This is a genomic window from Saccharopolyspora sp. 7B (assembly GCF_020177435.1).
In the GTDB taxonomy this organism is placed as follows: domain Bacteria; phylum Actinomycetota; class Actinomycetes; order Mycobacteriales; family Pseudonocardiaceae; genus Saccharopolyspora_C; species Saccharopolyspora_C gregorii.
The window spans coordinates 20558-44571 of sequence record NZ_JAIUKC010000076.1 but is presented as its reverse complement, the minus strand read 5'-3'; the positions used below and the strand labels follow the sequence as shown (position 1 = coordinate 44571).

21 protein-coding genes, 1 tRNA gene and 2 pseudogenes are annotated in these 24014 nt (G+C 66.0%); 16 read left to right on the top strand and 8 right to left on the bottom strand.

Translation table 11 applies throughout. The features are described from left to right. Positions 1-279: 279 nt before the first annotated feature. The 8 genes from LCD33_RS13535 (at position 280) to LCD33_RS13500 (ending at position 7219) form a co-directional block, all read left to right on the top strand. The gene (locus tag LCD33_RS13535) at positions 280-714 is read left to right on the top strand and encodes a DUF3052 domain-containing protein (protein ID WP_184477758.1); all 435 of its coding nucleotides are present in this window, start codon (positions 280-282) and stop codon (positions 712-714) included. 137 nt (positions 715-851) lie between these two features. Next, complete coding sequence (locus tag LCD33_RS13530; RefSeq protein WP_224963069.1) at positions 852-1316, top strand: peroxiredoxin; 465 nt, start codon at positions 852-854, stop codon at positions 1314-1316. A gap of 69 nt (positions 1317-1385) precedes the next feature. Next, positions 1386-1457 (top strand) — tRNA-Val (locus LCD33_RS13525). A 1141-nt stretch (positions 1458-2598) separates the two neighbouring features. Beyond that, a complete protein-coding gene (locus LCD33_RS13520; RefSeq protein WP_224966365.1) occupies positions 2599-2838 on the top strand; it encodes a hypothetical protein in 240 nt (79 codons plus the stop codon). Next, positions 2820-3842, top strand: a complete 1023-nt coding sequence (locus LCD33_RS13515) for a beta-ketoacyl-ACP synthase III (RefSeq protein ID WP_224966366.1) — start codon at positions 2820-2822, stop codon at positions 3840-3842. The genes LCD33_RS13520 and LCD33_RS13515 overlap by 19 nt, the downstream gene beginning before the upstream one ends. A 32-nt stretch (positions 3843-3874) precedes the next feature. Continuing rightward, a complete protein-coding gene (locus LCD33_RS13510) occupies positions 3875-4114 on the top strand; it encodes an acyl carrier protein (RefSeq protein WP_308011275.1) in 240 nt (79 codons plus the stop codon). Further along, positions 4114-5337, top strand: a complete 1224-nt coding sequence (locus LCD33_RS13505) for a beta-ketoacyl synthase (RefSeq protein ID WP_224966367.1) — start codon at positions 4114-4116, stop codon at positions 5335-5337. The genes LCD33_RS13510 and LCD33_RS13505 overlap by 1 nt, the downstream gene beginning before the upstream one ends. A 19-nt stretch (positions 5338-5356) precedes the next feature. Beyond that, positions 5357-7219 (top strand): acyl-CoA dehydrogenase, encoded by a 1863-nt coding sequence (locus LCD33_RS13500; protein WP_224966368.1) that lies wholly within the window; start codon positions 5357-5359, stop codon positions 7217-7219. A 257-nt stretch (positions 7220-7476) separates the two neighbouring features. Here the strand turns inward: LCD33_RS13500 and LCD33_RS13495 are convergent, their stop codons facing one another. Next, positions 7477-8733 (bottom strand): MFS transporter, encoded by a 1257-nt coding sequence (locus tag LCD33_RS13495; protein WP_224966369.1) that lies wholly within the window; start codon positions 8731-8733, stop codon positions 7477-7479. 72 nt (positions 8734-8805) lie between these two features. Here LCD33_RS13495 and LCD33_RS13490 point away from each other — a divergent pair. Continuing rightward, positions 8806-9374: pseudogene (locus LCD33_RS13490) on the top strand (Tn3 family transposase). Positions 9375-9685: 311 nt separating this feature from the next. Here LCD33_RS13490 and LCD33_RS13485 read toward each other — a convergent pair. Next, positions 9686-10291 carry a TetR/AcrR family transcriptional regulator gene (locus LCD33_RS13485; protein WP_224966370.1) on the bottom strand — a complete coding sequence of 202 codons (606 nt, stop codon included), beginning with the start codon at positions 10289-10291 and terminating at the stop codon, positions 9686-9688. A gap of 70 nt (positions 10292-10361) precedes the next feature. Here LCD33_RS13485 and LCD33_RS13480 point away from each other — a divergent pair, with 70 nt between their 5' ends. After that, entirely contained in the window at positions 10362-11381 is a 1020-nt protein-coding gene (locus LCD33_RS13480; protein WP_224966371.1) for an NAD-dependent epimerase/dehydratase family protein, read from the top strand. A gap of 470 nt (positions 11382-11851) precedes the next feature. On the opposite strand, the gene LCD33_RS13475 is transcribed toward LCD33_RS13480, so the two are convergent. After that, positions 11852-12136, bottom strand: a complete 285-nt coding sequence (locus LCD33_RS13475) for a hypothetical protein (RefSeq protein ID WP_224977908.1) — start codon at positions 12134-12136, stop codon at positions 11852-11854. Positions 12137-12615: 479 nt separating this feature from the next. After that, positions 12616-13439, bottom strand: a protein-coding gene (locus LCD33_RS13470) for an IS5 family transposase (RefSeq protein ID WP_224966373.1) whose coding sequence is annotated in 2 segments (ribosomal slippage) — positions 12616-13094 and positions 13094-13439 — 825 coding nt in all. Because the reading frame shifts where the segments join, the coding sequence is not laid out codon by codon here. Between the two features lie 1017 nt (positions 13440-14456). Between LCD33_RS13470 and LCD33_RS13465 the strand changes: the two are divergent. The 5 genes and pseudogenes from LCD33_RS13465 (at position 14457) to LCD33_RS13445 (ending at position 19012) form a co-directional block, all read left to right on the top strand. Continuing rightward, positions 14457-15208, top strand: a pseudogene (locus tag LCD33_RS13465) (transposase family protein). 394 nt (positions 15209-15602) lie between these two features. After that, on the top strand, positions 15603-16523 hold the full coding sequence (locus LCD33_RS13460) for a metal ABC transporter substrate-binding protein (RefSeq protein WP_224966374.1): 921 nt from the start codon (positions 15603-15605) through the stop codon (positions 16521-16523). After that, positions 16520-17275, top strand: a complete 756-nt coding sequence (locus LCD33_RS13455) for a metal ABC transporter ATP-binding protein (protein WP_224966375.1) — start codon at positions 16520-16522, stop codon at positions 17273-17275. Before LCD33_RS13460 ends, LCD33_RS13455 begins: the two co-directional genes overlap by 4 nt. Before the next feature lie 8 nt (positions 17276-17283). Continuing rightward, entirely contained in the window at positions 17284-18147 is an 864-nt protein-coding gene (locus LCD33_RS13450; RefSeq protein WP_224966376.1) for a metal ABC transporter permease, read from the top strand. Continuing rightward, positions 18137-19012 carry a metal ABC transporter permease gene (locus tag LCD33_RS13445; RefSeq protein ID WP_224966377.1) on the top strand — a complete coding sequence of 292 codons (876 nt, stop codon included), beginning with the start codon at positions 18137-18139 and terminating at the stop codon, positions 19010-19012. Before LCD33_RS13450 ends, LCD33_RS13445 begins: the two co-directional genes overlap by 11 nt. 153 nt (positions 19013-19165) lie before the next feature. On the opposite strand, the gene LCD33_RS29615 is transcribed toward LCD33_RS13445, so the two are convergent. Next, positions 19166-19645: a transposase gene (locus LCD33_RS29615; RefSeq protein WP_224966378.1), complete on the bottom strand. Its 480-nt coding sequence runs from the start codon at positions 19643-19645 to the stop codon at positions 19166-19168. Between the two features lie 157 nt (positions 19646-19802). Here LCD33_RS29615 and LCD33_RS29610 point away from each other — a divergent pair, with 157 nt between their 5' ends. Continuing rightward, positions 19803-20018, top strand: coding sequence for a (2Fe-2S)-binding protein (locus LCD33_RS29610; protein ID WP_374228472.1), 216 nt, complete (start codon positions 19803-19805; stop codon positions 20016-20018). A gap of 3 nt (positions 20019-20021) precedes the next feature. Here LCD33_RS29610 and LCD33_RS13430 read toward each other — a convergent pair whose 3' ends face one another. The 3 genes from LCD33_RS13430 to mrf all read right to left on the bottom strand — a co-directional run bounded on the left by LCD33_RS13430 (position 20022) and on the right by mrf (position 23959). Further along, the gene (locus tag LCD33_RS13430; protein WP_224966380.1) at positions 20022-21161 is read right to left on the bottom strand and encodes a serine hydrolase domain-containing protein; all 1140 of its coding nucleotides are present in this window, start codon (positions 21159-21161) and stop codon (positions 20022-20024) included. Between the two features lie 180 nt (positions 21162-21341). Next, the gene (locus LCD33_RS13425) at positions 21342-22160 is read right to left on the bottom strand and encodes an arsenic resistance protein (RefSeq protein WP_224966381.1); all 819 of its coding nucleotides are present in this window, start codon (positions 22158-22160) and stop codon (positions 21342-21344) included. Positions 22161-22723: 563 nt separating this feature from the next. Continuing rightward, positions 22724-23959, bottom strand: a complete 1236-nt coding sequence (gene mrf, locus LCD33_RS13420; protein WP_224966382.1) for a ribosome hibernation factor-recruiting GTPase MRF — start codon at positions 23957-23959, stop codon at positions 22724-22726. Positions 23960-24014 lie beyond the last annotated feature (55 nt).

Below are 24014 nucleotides of genomic sequence, written 5' to 3'. Positions count from 1 at the left end.
ACTGCTTGCGGTGCTTGTCGCGGGCTGGGGTGACGCCCGACACGTCCCATGGTCCCCCATCTTCACGGCCGCTGCGTGCACCGCGGTCATTACTTGGCGGTACCGTTCTAGCCTGACCTGGATGCGGGCGCCTACAGTCGAGTTCCACGCCGGATACCGGCGTGTCGTGCGCCCAGCAGTTGCGCCGGAAGCGGTTCGCAGTGTTCGCTATCGGCCAGATCTGCCCAACCTGGGTGCGGTGGAGGCACCGCACCACCGCATTGGAGGAGTGAGAACGCCGTGGTCGCCGCGGGAGACGCCGGCAAGAGCGAGGTCGACGTCGCCGACAGGCTCGACATCGAGCCGGAGATGGTCGTTCAGGAGATCGGTTGGGACGAGGACGTCGACGACGCCGTTCGTGCCGCGATCGAGGAGCGTTGCGGGAGCGAACTGCTCGATGAGGATGCCGACGAGGTCGTCGACGTCGTGCTGCTGTGGTGGCGGGACGATGACGGTGACCTGACGGACACGCTCCTCGACGTGATGACGCCTCTTGCCGACGAGGGGGTGATCTGGGTGCTGACGCCGAAGACCGGTCGGGACGGCTACGTGGAACCCAGTGACATCGCTGAGGCAGCGTCCACGTCCAACCTGGCCCAGACCTCGAACGCGAGTCTGGGGGAAGCCTGGATGGGTACCAGGCTCGCTTACCGCAAGGCCAAGTCCAAGCGCTGACGAGTTCGGCCCAGCGCCGAGCGGATCGCCGTACCCACTACTGGGCACCGGTGGCGACCTGCCGCCGGTGCCCAGGTGTGCGTGATCGGTGTAGGTTCGGCGGCGTACGTGCACAGGCCGAACAGAAGGGTGCGCGCATGACGGTCGAGGTCGGCGCCGATGCTCCGGACTTCACGCTGCCGGACTACAACAAGGAGCAGGTCTCCCTGTCCGGCTTCAAGGGCGACAAGAACGTGCTGCTGGTGTTCTACCCCTTCGCGTTCAGCGGGGTCTGCCAGGGCGAGCTGTGCCAGGTCCGCGACGACCTGGCCGACTTCCAGAACGACCAGGTGCAGGTGCTGGGCGTCTCGGTGGACACCCCGTTCGCGCTGAAGGCGTGGTCGGAGCAGCAGGGCTACACCTTCCCGCTGCTGTCGGACTTCTGGCCGCACGGCGAGGTCGCCAAGGCCTACGGCGTGTTCCACGAGCCGGCGGGCATGGCACTGCGCGGCACCTTCCTCATCGACAAGGACGGCAAGGTCCGCTTCGCCGAGGTCAACCAGCCCGGCGAGGCCCGCGACCAGAACGTCTGGAAGAAGGCGCTGGCCGAACTGGCCGCGTGAGGCCCGGCGGTTCCCGGTCGGTACAGTGATCCGGCCGAAGCGCGGCCGATCTTCGGACGGCCGCGCCCGGGGCGCATAGCTCAGCGGAAGAGCACTTGCCTTACAAGCAAGGGGTCGCTGGTTCGAACCCAGCTGCGCCCACCGCGCGAGAAGCCCGCTGATCTGGATCGAATGTCCAGGTCAGCGGGCTTTCTGCTTGATTGGTATTGATCTTGTTTGTCTGTCCTTTGTGGTCTGGAAGTGCTGCCCGGGGCGCTGATGGGAGGATTTTGGGAGGATTCGTTTTGCGCGCCTGTGTCCGGCCGTGTTGGGTGCGTCGTCGCGGGTTGGGTGCCAGCTGAGCCAGCTAATGGGGAGGGCTGGTTGCCCTACGTGCGATTGTCGGGATTCTTGGGGTTCTGGACGGTTGGTGCGCGACGCGGGGCCTGATGAGGGGCAGCCCCTGGCGCTGCAAGTGCACCCGCCCGGCAGTGATAGCCGCCGTCGGCCGCGCGACGCCCCGATGAAGGGCGGCCCCCTGAAGGGGCCGCAGGATGTTAACGATCGTGAGTGCACGTGCCAGTGCGGATCGCCGCCTCGATGAAGGGCGGTCCCCGGAGGGAGCCTCACACATCAGGTGTCAATCAAACCCCGGGAAGCCCCCTGCGGTTCCGGAGACGTCAGACGGCTTTCAAGTGAGCACAGCCGTCGACGACGGCTTCGACTGGATGGTCGGGCGGGGATCGTGACCGAAGACCGGTGCCGGAAGCTGCGATGATGCCCGCCCGGCGAGCTGAAGGGCAAGCGCGTGCACTTCTGCGCGGAGCGCCGACGGCCACCGGGAACTCCGAGAGGCGGGATCCAGCGGGTGTGGGCGTGCACGGAGAACGGTGGATCGGCCACGAGCGCGCGGTGAAATCCTGATGAAACAACCATGTCCGGAGTGGCGCGCCAGCGCACTGCGGGCGCACCGGTGATAGCGATTTTCCGGATCATCAATTCGGATGTGATTCCGGGATCGCGCGCGCAGATACCCCGAAGCGTCCGGGCGGTCCATCCCGGCTCGATTTTTGTCGGGAATTTGATGCGTTCCACCCGGCGCGCCCAGAGCCGTGTGTCGGCCAACACACTGCGAGGGATCTTGTCGTCCCGTGTGGACCTCGGGTAGCCTCCTGTTGCATTGAAAATGAGGCTACTGAAGGTAACGAACTCGGCGTTGCCGAAGCGGGATCGAGTCGTGTCGATCGCATCGAGCAGTCGATGTGATTGCCGTGTTTTCGCGCCTTGGTGACGAACGGCGCTGGTGCCGAAATCGGACGGATGGCGTTGCCGTAAAAAGTCGCTGAACGACGCGGTTCGGGCACGGCTGCCGATCCTGGTGGACGGCTTTGCATTCGGCCTGCGCGCGCTTCCCGGCAAGGCTCGGGATGCGGTCGGCCGTTTCCTTTCGGTCGCGCGATGCTCGTCTTCTTCTGTTGGCCGTTTCGGCAATGAAGACGCCGCAGGGATGATGGAGTTGGGAAGATGGCAGCGAGTGCTGTAATTGCGGGGTTGGGGGCATGGCTGCCGCCGTCGGTGGTGACCAACAGCGACCTGTGCTCGCGGCTGGACACTTCCGAGGAGTGGATAGAAAGCCGCACTGGGATTCGGGAGCGCCGCGAGGTCTCCGGCGGGGCGGCGACAGTGGACCTCGCGGTCGAAGCCGGCGAACGAGCGCTGAAGTCGGCTGGTCTGCGATTCGTCGACGCGGTCGTCGTTGCCACTACCTCGCCTGATCGGACCTGTCCGGCGGGCGCGCCGGAGGTGGCGTCAAGGCTGGGCATGGGTGGGGTCGCCGCTTTCGACCTGACTTCCGCCTGCAGCGGTTTCGTGTACGGGCTTGCCACCTGCGCGGGGCTCATCGCCGCCGACATCGCCGAGACGGTGCTCTTCATCGGTGCGGAAGCGTTCTCCACGTTCGTCAACCCGGCGGATCGGACGACGGCGCCGATCTTCGGCGATGGCGCCGGCGCGGTGGTGCTGCGCCGCGGGAGTCCCGGCGAAAAGGGCGCGATAGGCCCGTTCGATCTGGGCAGCGATGGCGAGAACGCCGATCTGCTCGCGGTATCGGCAGGCGGTTCCCGGCAGCGCGCATCAACCGGGCTCGGCAAGCAGGACGTGCCGACGGAGGACTGGTACCTGTCGATGTCCGGGCGGGCCATCTTCCAACACGCGCTGGCGCGGATGACGGCGTCGGCGAACACAGTGCTGGACCGCGCCGGCTGGGCGGTGGCGGACGTGGATCGTTTCGTGGGGCACCAGGCGAACATTCGAATTCTCACGTCGGTCGCCCAGCGTCTGAATATTGCGCAGGACCGGGTTCCCGCCAACATCGACCGGGTCGGTAACGCTCTGGCCGCTTCCATCCCCCTCGTTCTCGCGGAATCCTGCTCCACGGGCGAGCTGAGGCCGGGTGATCGGGTGTTGATCACCGCGTTCGGTGCGGGACTCTCGTGGGGATCGACGGTGCTCGTGTGGCCGGACATCCCGGCGAAGAGCCCCTTCTGATTTTAACCGGTCCATTGAAGGAGGAGATTGTGGTGGAAAAACTGATCAGTCGTGTCGGGGAAATTTTGGCCAGTCGGTTCGAGGTCGATCCGGATGGTGTGATCCCCGAGGCGTCGTTCGACGACCTGGGATTGGACTCGTTGGCGCAGGTCGAGCTCGGGGAAATTCTTGAGCAGAACTTCGGAATCGAGGTGTCCGACGAAGAAATGGAGAAGTTGGCGACGTTGGCCGATCTGGCCGAGATGCTGAAGAGCAAAGGCGTGGCCGCCTGATGCCTGGGTTCGCCGCGGCGGTCACCGGGCTGGGGTTGATCACCCCCGCCGGCATCGGGGTCGAAGCGAACTGGGAACGCGTCACGTCCGGTCGGCCGACAGCAGCCATCGATCCGGAGCTCGACGGTCTCCCGGTCAAGTTCGCATGCCGAGTGCCTGACTTCGATCCCGCCGCGAGCCTTGGCGAGCAGAACACCTGGCAGCTCGATCGCCATCAGCAACTCGCCCTCGTAGCCGCCCACGAAGCCATTCGAGATGCCCGGCTCTCCCCGGGGAGTTGGGACGGCTCGCGCGTGGCCGTCGTTCTCGGGTCCGGCGCCGGCGGCAGCTCGACGATGGAGACCCAGCAGACCCGATTCCTCGAACGGGGAGCCGCGAAGGTCTCCGCCCTGACCCTTCCGATGGGACTCGTCAACATGGCCGCCGGCCGGTTGGCGATCGAGTTCGGTGCCCGTGGGCCGAATCTAACGGTCTGCACGGCGTGCGCCTCCGGGGCGAGCGCGATCGGCACGGGCCGCGACCTCCTCCGTTCCGGTGCGGCCGACGTCGTGATCGTCGGTGGCACCGAGGCGGTAGTGACTCCGCTGTTCGTCGCCGCCTTCAACCGGATGCGAGCCTTGTCCAGGAACAATTCCGATCCCGGTGGGGCATCCCGTCCGTTCGACGAGGCGCGCGACGGTTTCGTCATCTCCGAAGGTGCTGCCGTGCTCGTCCTTGAGGGCGAACGCCACGCCCAGGCCAGGGGGGCGCGGGCGCGTGGTCACGTCATCGGCTATGGAGCGTCCGCCGACGGCCATCACATCACCGCGCCGGATGTGGAAGGCGCAGGCGCCGAGCAGGCGCTGCGGACCGCGATGAGAGATGCCGATCTCACAGCCGAAGAGGTTCAGCACGTGAACGCCCACGGCACTTCCACGCCTCTCAACGACGTCGCCGAAGCGGCGACCATTCGGCGAGTAATCGGGGACGACGTCGCCGTGACCTCGACCAAGGGCGTGACCGGGCATGCGCTCGGCGCGGCAGGCGCGATCGAAGCCGCCTACAGCGTGCTCGCGCTCCAGCACGCGTGCGTTCCGCCTACTGCCAATTTGGAGAATCCGGATCCGCGGGTCGACGTCGATCTCGTCGCAGGGGCGGCGAGGGCGGGTGACATCCGGGTGGCGCTCAGCAATTCATTCGGATTCGGCGGGCAGAACGCGGTTCTCGCGTTCGCCCGCGCTTGAGAGAACGGGGAGGAACCCCATGACACGCTCCGCGGAACGACGGGAGCAGACCGAAAATCGCAGTTCGGCTGCCCACGACGAGCTCGTCGCGCTCATTTTTGACGGAAAGTTCGAGAGCCTGCACGAAGACCTGCGCACTGAGCTGGAACGCCCGCTGTTCGATGCGCGACCGGGATTGTCGGTCCTGGATGCGGGGCGGCTGTCCTACGAACGGGCTCGCCGGCTGCACGCCAGCGCGGGCCGTGGTGACGAGCTGGTGCCCGACCCCGAGAGGATGTTCGCGATCAGCGAGTGGTCCTGCCTGGCAGATACCACCGTGCTTCCGGTGTTGAACATCCACTACAACCTGTGCATGGGGACCATTCTCGCGCACGGCGCGGAGCGCGACGACCTCGACGATTACCTCGAAGAGCTCAGCGGCATGTCCTCGGTCGGCCTGCTGATCGCCACCGAACTCGGTCATGGGAACAACATCGCGGCGTTGGAGACAGTGGCGGTCTACGACCACGCGAATGGCGAGTTCGTGCTGAACACTCCGAACGCCAGGGCGCAGAAGTTCATGCCGAACACCGGAATCACCGATATTCCCAAGCTGGCAGTGGTGCTGGCGCGGCTTGAGGTATCCGGGGTCGACCGTGGCGTTTTCCCGTTCATCGTGCGCATCTCCGACCACGACGGCCTGCGCCCGGGCGTTCACGTCGAGCGGCTTCCGGAGAAGCCCGGTTTCGCGCTCGACAACGGGGTGACCAGGTTCGAGCACGTCCGCATCCCGCGCCGGAACCTGCTGACCGGGAACCTGGGTGAACTCACCCCAGAGGGCGAGTTCCGCAGCATCGTGAAGAACAAGCGCAAGCAGGTTCTGCGCGTCCTGGACAGGGTGGCGCCGGGGCGGATCTGCTTGAGCGGTGCGCTGGTCTCGGCCGGGCGGGCCAGCACCTGCATCGCGATCCGGTACTCGTGGCAACGCCTGACGGCCGGCCCCGGGAACGGTGAAATGCCGATCATGGCGTTCCGCAGCCAGCAGACCGCGCTGTTCACCGCACTGGCCCGTGTCTATGCGATGACGTTCCTGCTCAACCACGTGAAACGCGAGTACCTCGGTTGTCGCGGGGAAAACCGCACCGAGGTCAACCAGTTGATCTCGATCGCGAAGGTGCTGTCGAGCTGGGAGATGTCCGAGGTTCTCCACGTCTGCCGGGAGCGGTGCGGCGCACAGGGCATGTTCTCGATCAATCGAATCGCGGACTACATCCCGATGGCGCAAGGCGTGGTCACCGCGGAGGGCGACAACCTACCGCTGCTCGCCACGGTAGCCAGCCAGTTGATGGCCGCCCGACACGGCAGGCCGGTTCCCCGGCCACCGGCGTCCGCCGACCTCCACGACCGCGACGTTCACCTCGAATTGCTGCGGTACCGCGAGGAAAGCCTGCACCAGGAAGCGCAGCAGGACATGTCCGCGCAAAATCAAGAGCGGCAGAGCCTGCACGCCCGGTGGAACGACAGCATGAACACGGCCATGTCGATGGCTCGCACCCGCGGCGCGCGACTCGCCTTGCAGCGATTCGTGGCTGCCGCGGACAGTGCCAGGATCGCGGAAAGCCGTGCTGCGCTGGAACTGCTGTCGAAGATCTACGGCCTCGTCGAGATCGACCGGGACAGCGGCTGGTACCTCGCTCGGGGAGTTGTGCGACCCGATCAGGTGGAGCGACTACCTCGTGAGATCGATTCGCTTTGCCACCAGCTCCTGCCGCACTCGGCGATGCTCGTGGACGCGTTCGAGCTCACTCCCGAACTCTTGCGCGCGCCCATCGCGGCCGAGGACTACGTTTCCGCGGTCGATCAGGCGGTCGGACACGGGCTCACCACGGCTGAGGGCAGCTGACCGCTGCTGCAGCCCTCTCGCAGGAGTCCCCTCCTCTGAGTGCGGCGGTTCCTGACGCGCGCCGCGATCCGCACACGGGTGCATCCGGCCCTGCCCGGTTCCCGGCCGTCTTTGCGGTCATCGGCGATGCGGCGGCGAGCAGGCGCGAGTTGCCTTGCCCGCTTCTCCGCCCGGCCCGCCATCCGAGGCCCTACTGGTGACGGACGCACACGGAACGCAGTTGCGGGTGACTGCTGACGGCAGCAACCGCAACGACGTCATCGGACGGGTCCCGCTGATCGATCCGCGCCGGTGCTACTGACCGGTGAGTTGCGGGGATGTCCTGACCGCGCAGCAGGGCGGATGAACGCGCCGAGCACAGCGATCACGGCCGCGGTCGTGAATGCGGTCACCGGGCCGGCCTCCTCCGAGAGCGCTCCGACCACGCGTGCGCCGACGGCTTGGCCGAGGGCGATGAACAAGAAGGCGAGCCCGACGCCGGCTGCGGGAGCCTGGGTGTAGACCTCGGTTCCCCAGATCAACAGCAGCCCGGTCAACGCGATGTAAGCGGCGCCGAAAGCTGCCGACGCCAACCATGCGACAGCCACAACGCCGGGATACGCGGTGAACAGGGGCGTCGCGGCGGCCAGGACGAACATGGTCGCCATCCAGCTGGTTCCGATGCCGAATCGGTGGGCCAGGTTGCCGGTAGCGGCGCCGAGCACACCGAAGGCCCCGAGGAAGATCCATGCAGTGGACGAGCCGGACTCACTCATTCCTCCGGTGGTGACCAGCACGTCGCGCCCGAAGGTCCACACGGCGGAGCTCGCCGCTCCCATCAGCGCGGCAGCGGAGAGCAGCCGAGCACTGCCAGCGGGTAGGAAAGGTCGCGGGATCAGGGTCTCGCCGACGCCTCCGCCAGAGCGTTTCGCGGGCTCGGAAGAAATCGTGAACGAGGCCCACACGGTGGCAAGAGCGCAGACGAGCGCGAACATGACCCAGGCAGACCGCCAGTGCTCATGGGTCAGTACCGCGATTGGACCGGCGACGGCGACACCGACGCCAGTACCCGCATTGATCACCGTCTGCGTCCGATCGCGTATCGGCGCTTGCACGGTGTGAGCGACAGCATGCGCTAAAGGTGGGGATGCCACGCCCGTACTCGACCCTGCGATGAGTACCCCGGCTGCCAGCACACCGGCCGTCGGCGCGGCCGCGACGACGAGTACCCCGATAGTCGCGATGACTCCTGCTGCAGTGGCGACGGCGCGTCCACCGAACCGCGGGGTGAGGATCGTGGAAGCGATGATCGCGATGCAGTAAGCGACGTAGGAGCCAGAGGCGATCGCCCCGGCTGTACCGGCGTCCAGGGCGAACTCGGAGCGGAAGACCGGCACGAACAATCCGTACGCAAATCGCGCCAGCCCGTAGCAGGCCGCGATCAACGAGAGTCCGGCGCCGGTCAGCCGCAGTGCCTGACGTCGGCTGAGCAGGCCAGGCGGGGCGCCTTCGATCATCGCGTTCTGCTCTGACACCAACCCGCTCCCACCTCATAGATCTGTGAACATTCCCTCCGCCACGGTAGGTTTACCGGTCTGTGAAGTCAATTGGCCCGCGGCCGGGTCGACCTGGCCCGCATCGAGCGGCACTGGGGGGACATCCTGCGGATCATCGGCTCCATCCACACCGGAGCCGTCCGCGCCTACGACGTGATCCGGATGCTCTCCCGGGACGGACGCCCCACCCCGCTCGGTGACGCGATCGCGCACTACGGGCGGATCGTGAAGACCCTGCACATCCTGCGCCTGGCCGACGAACCCGGATACCGCCGCCAGATCAAGGTGCAGGCCAACCTCCAGGAAGGCCGCCACGCCCTCGCCCGAAAGATCTTCCACGGTCGGGCCGGGCAGCTCTACCAGCGCTACCAGAACGGCATGGAGGACCAGATCGGCGCCTGGTCCTCAACGCGCTCGTGCTGTTCAACACCCGGTACGTGGACGCCGCCGTCACCCAGCTCCGCGCGGACGGATTCGATGTCCGCGACGAGGACGTCGCCCGCCTCTCGCCGTTCGTCCGCCACCACATCAACGTGCTCGGCCGCTACTCCTTCCAGCTCCCCGACCTGCCCGGCGGCCTGCGGCCCCTGCGGGACAAGCACGCCACCGACGACGAGTGAACCGTGCTCGCACCGCCGCCGAAGGCGTGGGGCGGGCTTCACTTCCCGGCGGCGCGTGAGCCCTTCGCTACGGCGGACTGTGCGCGGGCCGGGAAACCGGTCTGCGCGGTCCCGCCGCCGGGGTTCTTCGGGCAAAGAAACAGCTGAACCTCACGATCAAACCTGTCAGCCGCCCGAAGGGCATCTCCGGCTTCGTCCTCCTGCCCTGCCGCTGGGGCCAGCGAGCTCATCAGAGGCGCGGCCTACCACGCATCGAGTCCCGGCTGTGCCGCACCTGGCTCTGTCCGTGCCAATAGAGGCCCGGACGCGGTCTACGGGACGTCGAGGAGTGTGAGCATCGCGGGGAGCAGGTCGCTGCCGAGCGGGTCCGGATTGGTGCTGTCGATCGCGCCTTCCAGAGCGAGGGTGGTGTATCCGTGGACGAGGGACCAGACGGCGTAGCTGGGGATGAGTGTGGGGTCGGTGTCGTGTGCTGGTTCGGCGTCTTCGCCGTGTAGGGCGCGGTGCAGGGCGGTGAGGGCGCGGTGTTTCTGCTCGGCCAGTTCGGGGGCGGTGTAGTCGAACTGGGTGATCCGCCACATCAGGTCGAACAGGGCTCGGTTCTCGCCCGCGAACGAGACGTACTCGGCGGCGATGCGTTGGACGCGTGCCGGGGTGCTGAGCCCGGTCAGGTCGAGTGCTTCCAGCTGGTCGCAGAGCTGTTGGTAGGCGCGGGTCGCCAGGGCGCCGAGGAGCCCGCGTGCGTCGCCGAAGTGATGTTTGGGGGCGGACTGTGAGACCCCTGCGCGCCGTGCGGCTTCGCGCATGCTGAACCCGGGGACGCCTTTCTCGGTCAGGACCGTGAGTGCGCTGTCGAGCAGCGCGGCGCGCAGGTTGCCATGGTGGTAATGCTCTCCGGCGAGCGGTTCCTTACCCATCCCCTCATCTTGACAATGGGTAGATGCTCCGTAAAGTGCTCACTGTCAAGATTCTGGTGAAGGAGTTCACATGGCGGACAGAGTGCTGGTCACGGGTGTCTCAGGATTCATCGGCGGGCATCTTGCCGCCGAGTTGTTGCGGCGCGGGTATGCGGTAAGGGGTTCGGTGCGGTCGCTTTCCCGTACCGCCGAGGTGCATGCCGCGATGACGGCCGCAGACGCCGGCACGGCAGATCTCGAGATCTGCCGTCTCGACCTGACGTCCGACCGGGGATGGGCGGAGGCGGCAGAGGGGTGCCGGTACGTCGCGCACGTGGCTTCCCCGTTCGTGCTGGAGAAGCCGAAGGACCCCGACGAACTGATCCGTCCTGCCGTCGCGGGTACAACCCGGGCCGTCACCGCGGCCCTGGACGCGGGCGCGGAGCGCGTGGTCATGACCTCGGCGCTGGCGACGATGCAGTTCGCCCGCGCGCCCAAGGGGCACCTCTACACCGATGCCGACTGGACCGACCCGGACGACCCGAGCCTCAACGCGTACACCGTCTCCAAGATCAAGGCCGAACGTGCCGCACTGGAACTCGCGCAACAGCGCGGAGCTGAGGACCGGCTCGCCCTCATCAACCCCGGCGCGGTGATCGGCCCGCTGCTGACCGATGATCCCGGAACCTCGATCACCGCGATCCAGCAGATCATGTCCGGCGCACTCCCCATGATCCCCGATCTCCGGCTCCCCTGGGTCGACGTGCGCGATGTAGCCGACGCCCACATCGCCGCGATGACCTCCACAAGCGCCGCCGGCCGCCGCACTATCACCGCCACGGACCCGATGTCGCTCATCGAGGTGGCCGCAGTGCTCCGTGAACGCCTTCCCCGGGCAAGCCACAAGCTGCCCAAGCGGTCCATGCCGACCTGGCTCAGCTGGCTCGCCAGCACGTTCGAACCCCAACTGCGCGACAACAGATGGCTGATCGGCCAGAAGCAGCGCTTCGACCGTGCCCCGGCCGAAGCCCTCCTCGGACACCCGCTACGACCGATCTCCGACGCGATCGTGGCAACTGGACGCAGCCTGACCGAACGACAGCTCATCTGAACCCCGAACCCCATAGCCGAGCGCAGTCCTCCCATCGGTGCTGACGGCATTGCGTATCAGGGTGTCGTGAGTCGACCGGGCCCGCGGCGAGTGGGGACGTAGTTAGCCCATGTCATGCCTGACGCCTTGGCGTGTCGTTCGGCGCACTGAGCGGCGTAGCCAACAGCCTGTGCGGGGATGGCGGGCGGCATCTCCGAGACAAGAGCTCGGAGTGCGGTGATGCGGCTGCCGACGAGGGGATGCTGCTGGTTCCGAGCGAGTTCATCAGGTAGGTCGAGTGGATGCGCCGTCCAGGACAGCGGCCGGAGAAGAGCCACGGACGGCTGCGGTTGGCCGCCATGTTGTAGGGGCCGCAGTTCTCGGCGCACTCGCGCAGCACTTGGCCGAAGGGCTTCGGGACTGGAACGGCGCCGTGCCGGCCAGGGGGCGTGCCCCCGGGCCGGGGCGCCCATTCAGCTCAGCGCCGGGTGTCACCGGGCGCGAGGAGGCTGGTCAGCTCGGAGATCGCCTCGTGGGAGGGCTTGAAGTAGCGGGACGTTCTCCGGCTTCTTGTGCCTCGACTTCGCCATCAGCATCAGCAGGGAAGCACCTTGCACTCCGAGTTCGGTCAGGCCGGAGTGGCGGTACTCGTGCAGGTCCCAGCCGGTGCCCGGCCCGTGGGCGGCGGTGTGCTCATCGAGGAGGGCGCGGGCCTGGCCGTAGGAGAGGCGGGTGCCTACCGCCCTTACCAGGGGTCGCAACAGGGCGGTGACCACCTCGGGCCAGTGGATGCTGGCCAGCGGCTGTGCCGACCACCCCTACCAGGGGTCGCAACGCGAAAGACGCGTGCTGGAGGGCGTCCTGGAAATTGTGCCCGCCGCCCCTACAAGGGGTCGCCACACCAGCGCGAATCGGCCGTCCGTCAGGGCCGAGCAGTGCCCGCTCTCAGAAGGGGGCGCAACCGGGTCAGCGGCCTCGCGCGGGTGTGGCTACGTTCGGTGTGCTCGCTGGCCCCTTTCGGTGGGTAGCAGCTACTGCGACCCGTTGAAGTTGTGGCGCTGTTTGGGCGGGTTCTCTGGTTTCTAGTGGGCGCGTGCAGCTGTGGTGACGCGGAACCGTCGTGCGTTCCCGCGCGGTGTTGGATTCGCGGGGAAGGGTGGTTGTGGCGTTAGGGGCTCTTAGCCTCGATCCACCGATGGTTGCTGGTGGTGATCGTTGTCTGGGTTTGCGGTGTTGTTGATCGTGCTTCTGTGATTCAGAGCTTGTCTCGGTTGGCGCGTTGGAGTCGTTTGAAGCAGACGAGGGCTGCTGCCAGGGCGAGGAAGGCTTTGAAGGTGTCGGCGCGGCGTTCGTAGCGCAGGGTCAGGCGCCGGTAGCCGGTGAACCAGGCCATGGAGCGTTCGATGACCCACCGGTGGCGGCCGAGACGTTCCTTGGACTCGATGTCCTTGCGTGCCAGCCGGGGTCGGATTCCCTTGTCCCGCGACCATCGGCGACGTTCGCGGCTGTTGTAGGCCTTGTCGCCATGCAGCTTGGCGGGCTTGCGGCGTCGCGGCCCGCGTCGGGAGCGGATCGGCGGGATCGCGTTGACCAGTGGGATCATCGCCTCGCCATCAGCGGTGTTGCCCGCCGAGATCCCGGTGGCCATCGGCAACCCGGTGGCGTCGGAGAGCACGTGGAGTTTCGAACCGGGTTTGCCGCGGTCGACCGGGCTTGGGCCGGTCATAGGTCCCCTTTTTTGGCGCGCACGTGGGCGGCGTCCACTACCGCTCGGGACCAGTCGATCAAGCCCTGGCCACCTAATTCGTCCAGCACCGCGTGATGGATCCGCGCCCACAGCCCTTCCTCGGTCCAGCGCACGAACCACCGGTGCGCGGTCGGGACCGTGACCCCGAACGACGGTGGCAGCCACGGCCACGCACACCCACTAGTGAGCACATACACGATCGCCGTGAACACCATCCGAGCATCCGCCGGCGCCCTGCCGCCACCCTGTGGGCGGTCCTTGACCTCGGGAATCAACGGCTCAACCAGCTCCCACAACTCGTCCGGAACCAACCGCCGTGACAACGCGATCATCCCGGATGGCGGGTCAAGATCCAAACGAGACGCCCTCTTATTATCCGAAGCGCTAAGCAAGATCGTTCTGTGAGCCTTAATGGTGGGTCGGACGCTCACGGCCGACCAGAAACACCTGGTGGCGCACAGCGCTAGGTCGCTGTTGCCCTACAAGAGATCGTCAGCATCTGGCACGTCCGTGGGCACGTTTTGGAAGCTCGCGGCGACGTTTCCGCTGCGGGTGCGGGCTTGGGGGCGCGCCGCAGCCTGCTACGGCCAGCTCGGGACGGGCAGCTGACGCCCGAGCTGGGCCACCGGGGGCGAGACGAATCCGTGGGAATGCGTTCGCGAACATCCTGATCGGTTACTCCGAGGCGGTGCCTCGGCCGCTTTGACGTGATCGGCTCAGCCGAGGGCGAACCCCAGGCCGTGATGCGCGAGTACCGCCGCTCATCCTGGCACACCACGCTGGCATCGGTGACGGGTGTCCACCTGATCACCTACACCCACGACAGACATCAGTACGTCGGCAACATCGAGCGTTGCGAGGTGCCGAGTCGGCTCCGCCGCGAAGGCCATCAGATGAAAACGGTAACCGTTTTCGTTAGTATGGCGGGATGCAGCGCACGGAGGGGTTCACGGTGATGGCGTGTGGGGTCAAGCCTTGCCCGGCTGTGGGTGTGGACCCGCTAGGGGCGTTACGGTCAGCAGTTCGGAAGTGCGAGCACGGGGTGCTGGTTCAGAGCAGCTGCCCGTTCGCGCTATTCCCTCGCACGACCAGAGCCACGGCTTGCCCGGGCGCGGGACCTTTTGTCCTTGTACAGCCGTGCGACGTCGCACGGCGACCGAGTGGTGGAGCGGTGCTGGCGGGCCCGCTTCACGAAGCAGGTGACGTGGCCGATCTCTGTGATTGGCTGGCCGACGGACTGCTCATCGGCATGCCACTGCCGCAACACCTCCGCCCGACGATAATCACTAGCATCGACCGTCGCTAAAGGTTGTCCCGTAACTGCTGTTCAGGGGTGAGGCGATCTTGTCGTGACCGGTGTGATCATGACGTCGGAGCCGTCCTGGATAGCCCCGTTTACCGGGCTGAGCCCGCGGCAGTTCACCAAGCTGATCACCGCGTTGCGGCTCGGGGGTGCCGATCCGGTCCGCAAGGGTCGGCCATGGTCGCTGCCGGTCGAGGACCGGGTGCTACTGGTGGCCGTGTACTGGCGCACCAACCTCACCCTGCGCGAGCTCGCCCCGCTCTTCAGTGTTTCGAAGTCGGCGGCCGACCGGATCGTCGACAACGTCGGCCGGCCCTCGCCCTCCAGCCCCCGACGGTGCTTCCGCAAGGGCGCCGTGCTCATCGTGGATGGCACGCTGGTCCCCATCCGCGACCGCAGCGTGGCCGCCTCCAGCAAGAACTACGGCTGTTCCACCAATCACCAGTTCGTCATCGATGCCGACTTTCATCTGGTCGTCGCCGTCAGCAATCGGCTGCCCTGCGGCCGCAACGACTGCCCGGCTTGGGAGGAAGCGGGAGCCGGGGCCGCCGTCGGCATCACCCCGGCGGCGGCTACCGCGGCACCGGCCCGCACTACCGCCGCCACAAGAACGAAGTACTGCCAGCCTGGGAAGAAGGCCACAGCGCCTCCCGCCGCACGGTCCGCGCCCGCGTCGAGCACTCCTTCGCCCGCATGAAGAGCTGAAAGATCCTGCGCGATTGCCGCCTCAGGGGCCATGGCGTTCACCACGCCATCTCGGTATCGCCCGCCCTGCACAACCTCACCCCCACCGGATGACAGGCAAACCAACAGGTCAACCAGCATGCTCCCGAGCATTTACGGACACCGTCTAGGGACAGCCTCTTTCGTAAGTGAAGCTCACTGTTGTTGCTGGCCGTTCGTCCTCGCGCTACATGAAAGCGCAGGTGGCAGTAGCTCCCTGCACTGGCGAAATGGCTGTCCTCGCGAGGGGCCGCTGCGAACCTGCCGGTGGTCGTTTTACTCGGATGGTCACTGCTCAGCGGCTCCGTCGCTGACAGGCAGTGAGCAAGAAGTGTCCCGAAGGGAACTAAACGACAATAGTAGTCAAAATAACCAAAACGGATATTTTAATGTGTGCCATCTCATCCCGCAGTCCGGTGCCGGTGTAAGTAAAATGATTACGGTTTTCAATAGTGGAGGTGTGTGGAACATGGGCTTCAGGCACATGGCCGGTGGGGGAACGGCAGCCTTGGTGGCTGCCGTGGTCGGCTTATCCGGGTGCTCGCCGCAGGCGTCGCAGCCCGCGCCGCAGGATGAGGGGCCGGTAGTGGTCGCCAGCACGACGCAGACTGCGGATTTCGCGCAGCAGGTGCTCGGGGATCGCGGGAAAGTGGTCGGCTTGCTGCAGCCGAATCAGTCTCCGCATCACCATGAGGTCACTCCTGCGGATGTCACCAACATCGTGCAGGCGGATGTCGTGGTGCACGGCGGCGCGGGCCTCACGGATGCATGGCTGCCCCAGGCGGTGGCCTCGGCCGGTTTCCAGGGGATTCAAGCGGACGCTGCCGCGGGAGCCAAGCTGCGCAAGCGGGTGAAGGACGGCAAGGTTGAAGACGATCCGCACATCTGGCACGACCCGGACAACGCCAAGGTCATGACTCGCAACATCGCTCAAGCGGTCGAGCAGCAGGACCCTGCCAATAAGGATCTCTACGAGCAGAACGCCTCGGCTTACTTGGCCAAGCTCGACGAGCTGGAGCAGCAGACTCGTCGGGCTCTCGACTCGATCCCGGCTGACCAGCGCAAGATCGTCACGACGCACGGCGCCTTCGGATATTACTGCGATCACTATGGTGTCGAGTTCGCCGGTTCGGTGATCCCTAGCTTCGATGACCAGGCTGAGCAGTCGAGCAAGCAGATCGATGACTTCGTTCGCACGCTCCAGGAGGCGAAGGTGAAGGCGATCTTCACCGAAGCCACGATTCCCGTCGACGTGGTGCGCTCGGTCGGTGAACAGGCTCATGTCAAGATCGTGTCCGACCCGCTGTACTCGGATAACAACGGTCCTGGGCTCGACTACATCGCTACCGAAACGCACAACGCCGACGTAATCGTTTCGAACCTGCGATGACGGACGGCGCTGACCACCGGACGGTCGAGGTGAGTGCGGCCACGTTCAGCTACGACGGGCGGGCCGCGCTGGAGGGCGTCGAGTTCACTGCCTGCTCCGGGGACATGCTGGCGTTGATCGGTCCCAACGGGGGAGGGAAGTCCACGCTGCTTCGAGGACTTCTCGGTCTTGTCGACAGCACCGGGGTCGTCCGAATCCTCGGTGAGAACGCCACCCTGTCTCGATCACGCTGTGCCTATGTGCCGCAAGCCGACGGCGTGGATCCGGAGTTTCCCATCAGCGTGCTGGGTGTCGTGCTCACGGGAGTCGGGAAGCGGACCGGGCCTGCGCTGTGGCCCCGGACCCGGGATCGTGCCACCGCGCGCGAGGCGTTGGGCAGGGTCGGGCTGGACGGGTACGAGCGACGCCTGTTCGGGGAACTGTCCGGTGGCCAGCGCCAGCGCACCCTGCTCGCGCGCGCCCTCGCGGCGCAGCCGCGGGTGTTGTTGCTCGACGAGCCGTTCAGTGGCGTTGATAAGCCGAGCGCGGACATTATCGAGGCAGAGCTGCTGGAGCTGACACGGGGTGGTCGGACGGTGCTGATCTCCACGCACGACCACGAGTTCGCCCGCCGGGCGTGCACGCGTGCAGTGCTGCTCAATCGGGTTCAGCGGGGCTTCGGCCCGGTGGCCGATGTGCTGACGTCGGAGTTGCTCGTGTCCTGCTACACGGGCCGCTCCAGCTCCGTCGGCACCGGAACGGGCAGGGAGTGAGCGGGTCCATGCTGGTCACCATCTTCGCCGTCCCGTTCATGGGGAGGGCGCTCGCCGTCATGCTCGTGCTCTCGGTGCTCGGCGGGCTCCTCGGCCCGTTCATCGTGCTTCGTCGGCTGGAGTTCTTGACCGACTCTCTCACGCACACGGTGCTGCCGGGCGTCGTCGTCGGTTTTATTTTCGGTGGCGTGCCGGGGGTCTTCTGGGGGGCGCTCGGCGCGGCGGCGGTGACCGCGGTCGCCGTGACCGTCCTTGCGCGCAGCGCCGTGGTGCGGCAGGAGACCACCGTGGCCGTCCTGCTGACGACCTTGTTCGCCACTGGGGTCGTGCTGTTGTCCCGGCGCAGTGATTATGCGGGAGAGCTGACGGACTTCCTGACCGGCCAGCCACTGACCTTGTCCACAGTGGATGTTGAAATGGCGTTGGGAGTCGCGCTACTGGTCATGCTCGTGCTGCTCGCGTGCGGCTATCTTCTCTACCAGCGCACATTCGATCCCGTGGATTACGAGGCACGAGGACATAGCGTGTTCGCGGCCGATTTGATTCTGAACCTCCTCATCTCTGTCACCGTGGTCTGCTCGGTCCGCACGGTGGGCACGCTCGTGGCCTTGGGGGTGCTGCTGTTGCCAGGGCTCATCGGCACGACCCTGAGCCGCAGCTGGTCCGGAGCGATGATCAGCGGAGGACTCGGCCTAGCGGTCGCCAGCTGGCTCGGTCTGGTGGTCAGCTACATCGCTTCCGTGCAGGCGGATGTCCAGGTACCTCCATCCGCGGGCATCGTGCTCATCGGCTGTCTGCTGGCCGCGGTCGCTGGAACCTGGCGCGGCGTGCGCTACCGCCTGTCCGGTGCGAGGAGGCCTGATGTGGCCTGAGCTCGACTTCCACGCCCGGGTGCTGATCGAAATCGTGTTGCTCGCCGGGATCAGCGCCGTGCTCGGCACGCATGTGCTGGACCGGAGACTGTCCTACCTCACCCACGCTCTCGGGCATGCCACGTTTCCTGGGATCGCCGCGGCCGCCGCGCTCGGTGTCCATCTGGCATTCGGGGGTTTCGCGGCAGGCATCGTGACGGTCGGCGTGCTGACCTTGTTCATCCGCCGACGTCCGAAGCTGGTCTCGGCCTTCACCGGCGCGTTGATGGTGGGCGGATTCGGCCTGGGCACGGTATTCACGAGTGCCTTCTTGTCGAACACCGCGCGCAATCTGGAGCAGTTCCTCGTCGGCCAGATCGTCAACGTCACCGAGACGGACCTCGTCATGGCGGGGGTCCTGCTGGTGGTCACCTCGGTGGTAGTACTGGCTATGCACGGGAGACTGGTGTTCTCCGCGTTCGACCCCGACGGCTACCGGGCGGCGGGACACCGTACCGGGCCGATGTCGGCCATCATGCTCGTGCTCCTGACCGGGGCTACGGCGCTGATGGCCTCCCAGGTCGGTGCCATCCTCACCGTGGCATTCCTGCTCGCGGCGCCCAGCGCCGCCAGGGTCCTGGTGCGTGGTCCGGTGCTCACGATCGTGCTGAGCTGGCTATTAGGCGCGGCGGCAGGAATGGTCGGGGCGACAGTGTCGGCGAACGTCGCGGTACCCACCGGGCCTGCCATCACGATCCTACTGGGCCTGCTCGCTGCCGCCGCCGGACTCGTCGGCCGATTCTGCCTGCGGCGGACGGTCCGTCCCCTGGGGCCGATAGACGCCACGGGCCGAGACTCGCGGACTGCGGTCCCGCGAGAAAACTGAATCAGAGCCGACTTCGACACTGGCAACCCGTGCCCATTCCCGAGTCGTTATTAGGAGGAGGTTCCACCAAGAAGTCGTGGGACGGTGTCGGCGTGGTGAATCGAGACGCGCAGGGGCCGATATGGCCAGCTCTGATGCTCTCGTTTAGAGCTCCTAGCGCGTGTGGTGTGGGAGTCGGCGGCAGGTGATGGGTCCGCGGGCCAGGGCGGGGAAACCGCAAATGGACGTCGATGCGGCGTTCCCACCTTTCCGGTCAAGCGCCGGTACTGGTGCAGGGGGCCAGGGTTTGCTCAGCGAGTTGTTACCTCGGGTGACACGACGGCTGGTCACAGGCCGTATTCCGCGCTGCCGCAGCAGGTTCCGGTATGTGCCGTAGTCGTAGCCTCGGTCGGCGACGAGGGTCTTTGGTGGGTGGAGCGGTCGACCTCGGTGGTCTCGGACACGGGCAACGGTGTCTGCGAGCGGAACGAGCTGCGCGGTGTAGTTGCGGTTGCCACCGGCAAGTGTGACTGCGCGAGGCACTCCGCCGCCGTCACAGATCAGGTGATGTTTCGATCCGGTCTTGCCACGGTCGACCGGGCTCGACCCAGTCGCAGATCCCTCTTTTTTCGCGCGGACGTGGGAAGCATCCACACATGCGCGCGACCAGTCGATCAGCCCGGCCCGTATTGAGCTCGGAGCAACACCTCGTGGAGGCGGTCGAAGACCCCGACTTCCTGCCAGTCCCGCAGGCGGCGCCAGCAGGTCATCCCGGAACTGGCCCCCAGCTCTTGCGGTAGATCCTGCCTCGGTGGCGCTGGCGGCTGAGGCAGGGTCAGGGTTGCCGCCGCCGCGTTACGTCGACGTGCGCCGCCCTCCTCCCGGTACGGGTACCGCTAGGTTCGTGCGACGTGCCTCATGCTGCCTTGCTTTCCGTTTGTTGGAAAAGGGGAAGTGCGCGACGTGCCCGCGGCGTTCGCCAGTTGATCGTGCAGCTTTCTTGCGGGACCGCGCCGCGCTGCTCTGATGCTCAGAGCTGGTCGAGAGCTTCGAACGCGGCGGTCAGGTACGCGGCGGCGTTGGGGGAGACCAGACCAGGGTGCATCTGATTCATCACGTAGGTGATCGTGACGCGCCGGTCCAGGTCGTTGACGGCGAACGAGCCTCCCGCGCCGAACCAGAAGCAAATCCTGCGGTCCGGGATGAACGGGAAGGTCGCTTCACAGGGCAAGGCGTAGCCGATGCCGAATCGCAGCGGAACGCCGAGAACGAGGTCGGTGCCGTTCGACTGCACGTCGAAAATCCGATCGAGGGTGTGTGGTCCGAGCAGCCGTCGGCCTCCGAGAGAGCCCCGGTTCGAGACGATCGATTGGAGACGGGCCAAGGCCTCCGCGGTGCCGTGCCCGTTGCCGGCCGGGATCTCCGCGCACCGGAAGCGCTCATCCGCGAACTGGGAAAAATCGGGGAAAGGGCCGGTGTAGCTCCGTGCCTGGATGCCGTCCGGATCCGGCATGCTGGTGACGTCCGGTTGAGCTGGCGGAATGAGTTCGGCCACTCGATGGAACTCGGCAGGGTCGAGCCCGATGTGGAAATCCGCGCCGAGCGGTGCCGCGAGTTCGCGGGCCACGAACTCTCCCGGCCGCATTCCCGTGATCCGGCGGATCACCTCCCCGATCAGGTGGCCGAAAGTGATGACGTGGTAGCCGGATGTGCTACCCGGTTCCCACCACGGAGCTTGCGTGGCCAAGCGTGTCGTGGAGGTATCCCAGTCGTAGACGTCGGGCAACGCGATGGGTTGCTGCCAGCCGGACAGCCCCGAGGTGTGGGACAGCAGATGCCGCACCTTGATCATGTCCTTCTGCTCGGCCGCGAACTCCGGCCAGTACCGGGAGACGGGAGCATCAAGATCCAGTTCTTCTCGGTCGGCCAGCAACAGGGCGGCCAGCGCGATCACTGTCTTGGTAGTGGAGCACACGCACACGAGGGTGTCCGCTCGCCACGGTGTGGCTCGTACGGCGTCGGCCCAGCCGCCGTGGAGATCGACCACCGATTCGCCTTCCACGCGGACGGCCAGTGCCGCTCCGAGTTCGTGCCCGGTTTCCAGCCGGTGGGCGAATTCCTCCTGGAGCCGGCCGAAGCGCTCGTTGCAGGATCCAGTTGTTGTTGACAATGCGTCCTGCCCTCGGTTCGTGTTTCGCCGGTGCGGTGCTGCTCACCGCGTCGCGAAAGGTAGGCCGAGTTTACGTTTGTTGCCAAGGTGCTTTGCTGAATCGGCAAAATTGGCTCGTTCGTCCTCCGGTGAGCTCTGCGTGCCCGCGCGTCGAACCAGGCCGGGAACGGTTGCCGGGTTTCATCGGCGTTTCCTCGAAAGCAGCGTTCGCAGCGCGACGAGGTGCGGGAATTCCACCAGCATCCCGATCGTGATCGCGGCATGTGTGAGGTGCTGATCAGGGAAAGTGATCGTGGTCAGGGCGAGCATCATCGGGGCATTGCGTGCCGCCGTCGTCATCACCAGCAGGGCGTGCTCTGCATACTGGATATGAAAGGTTCGTGAGATGGCTCCGGCGAGCAGGTAAGTGACGACGAAGAATGTCAAAGTGACGGCGAGAATCCGCAACATCGAGTCTGCGTTGTTCACCATGGCCCGAGTGTTTCCGGCGAATATCTCGATTACCAGAAACGCCAGTGCGATCGGTATTGCTTTCCTCGCCGACTTCATCGTGCGGTTGAAGGCCGCGGTGGAAAGAGTCGCGTGCAATGCCGCGCGGGCCGCTGTCGCGACGAGTACGGGGAGGAGGAACCACGTGCAGAGCGACTGGGTGATCTCTCCGATGTCCCAGGGGGTGCTGTTGCGCGTCAGCGCGTAGATGACCACGGGGTAGAGCAAGAGCTGAGTGAGCATGTTGACCGGCACGAGTATCGCACCGATCGTCGTGTTCCCGTCGGCGAGCCGGGTGAATCCCAAGAACCAATCCGTGCACGGGGCCCACAGGTAGAGGAACACTCCCGTGGCGAGCAAAGGCTGATCGGGAAGCATGATGAGGACGAGAAGCGTGGCTATGATGGGGCTCAGGATGAAATTGTGAGACCAGGTGACTCCGACGAAGCGCAGCTGTTCCCGCGACGGGGTTTGCGCGCTGAATGCCGTTTCCAGCATCAGCAGTGTCACGAGCGCGAGAACAGTGTGACCGACCGCCGCGTCGGCCAGCTGGGCGGCAGGGGGGCTGGTCAGTCCGAGTAGTGATCCGACCCCGATTCCGGATAGGACAAGAATCGGCGTACCCGATCCGTCCGGTATTTCAGTTTTCATCTGGTGTGCTCGCTCTGGCTGTGACCGGAATCGTCGCCGAGCTGTTTTCCTTGCTCAAGGATGCGATTCGTGGATGCGAGCAAGGTGTGCTGGTGCAAAGTGACTGCCTTTTCGTATGTCTCGCCGCAGGGTGGTCCTATTCGGCGCCCGGCGGGCGCCGCCCTGCCGGGCTGTGTGCGGTCCCATTCGTCATTGTCCAGCGATGTGCGCATCCGGTCGCGCGCAAGGTCTGCCACCTCGGTGAGGCGTTGCAGAATCGGCGTATGTTGTCGATCTGTGTCGCTGGTTGACGGACGAGGTTCAGGCTGAAACGCCGTTGCCGAAATATCTGCGGCCGGTCCCGTTCGGATTGTCGGGAACGCGTCATTGCATGCGGGAGGTGGAGTGGGCCGGTTCGCAGGGTGCGGCAAGATCCACCCGGCTCATCGTTCGCCGCTGGAACCGGATCCTGTGGTCGTGTCCTCGGCGGAATCCGTGTGGGATGCCTCCTTGAACGGGTCCCGGTAGCGCAACCACGCTGCTTCGCCCTCGGCTAGTTCGTCGTCGGTCAACAGCGCTGCTTGCAGGGCATCGACGATGTCGTCCGGGTCCGTACCCGAGTGCGTGATGATCACCAACTGCTGTTCCCGATCGCCGTAGTAGGGGTCCCAGTTCAAGGACTTCATAGCGCTCTGTACGGGTGAGAGGCTTTCCCAGTCCGCGTCCTCGTGCTCGTGGCCGCCGAGGCTGGAAAACCACGGGGAGCTGTACCAGGCCCGCATGCCCGCACCTGCCGATTCGATCCACAACATCTCGTCGGGCTGAGTGGCGAGCCAGATGCGCCCTCGGCTACGGACCACTCCGTCGACGAGTGCACCGGTTGCCTCTTCGAGTCGTTCTGGGTGGAAGGGGCGGCGTGCACTGAACAGCGTCAATGCGACACCGTGCTCGTGCTCCAGTGGAGGCTGCCCTTGCAGCAGGGGACCGTGCGCGTCGTCGCACCGACCTCGCCGCGCTTCGGCGGGAAGGTCGTCGAGCAAGCTGCGGTGATCGATCCCATGTTCCGGGACACGGGATGCCAGTGGAGCCAGCCGGGTGAGTACTGCCGTGGTCGGGTCGTCGGAGACGGCGCCGGAAGTGACGAGGACATCTGCGAATTCGGCTTGACTGACAGCGATCTGTGCCAGCGTGCGGTCATCGCTTTCACCGAATGCGGCGGCGAAGGAGGGCACGGGCTCGGCTGAGGTGGCCTGCTCCAGCCAGCGTGCCTGGTCGATAGTGGTGATCACCCCTTCGATGTCCGCCACGTCGGTGACGCACTTGTCCCCGACCAGTGCGTGCGACAGTGCCCAGCACACCGGTTCCGGTTCGATACCGGGGTCCAGGTGCAGCACGATCCGATCATGCCGGCCGGTCTCGGCAAGACCTAGTGCGACGCGGAGTACGTCCTCGCGCAGCGTGCACGACAGGCAGCAGCGTACGAGTTCCACCGGGGTGGCCAGAACGCGCGACGCGGTGCGCACTTCTCTGCGGATGACACCTTCGCGAGCAGCGCTCAAGTCGTGGTGAACGGTCACGGTGCGGCTGCTGGCCGCATTGAGTCCGTCGGCGACTTCTCGTGCGCAGTCGGCGGCCAGCCCTGCGACGACAACGATCCTGGTCGGCTCGTTCGCAGACAACCGGGGACTCCTTCGATCTCGGGAAACACGGGCGGAAGTGCGCTCGCGGCGTGAG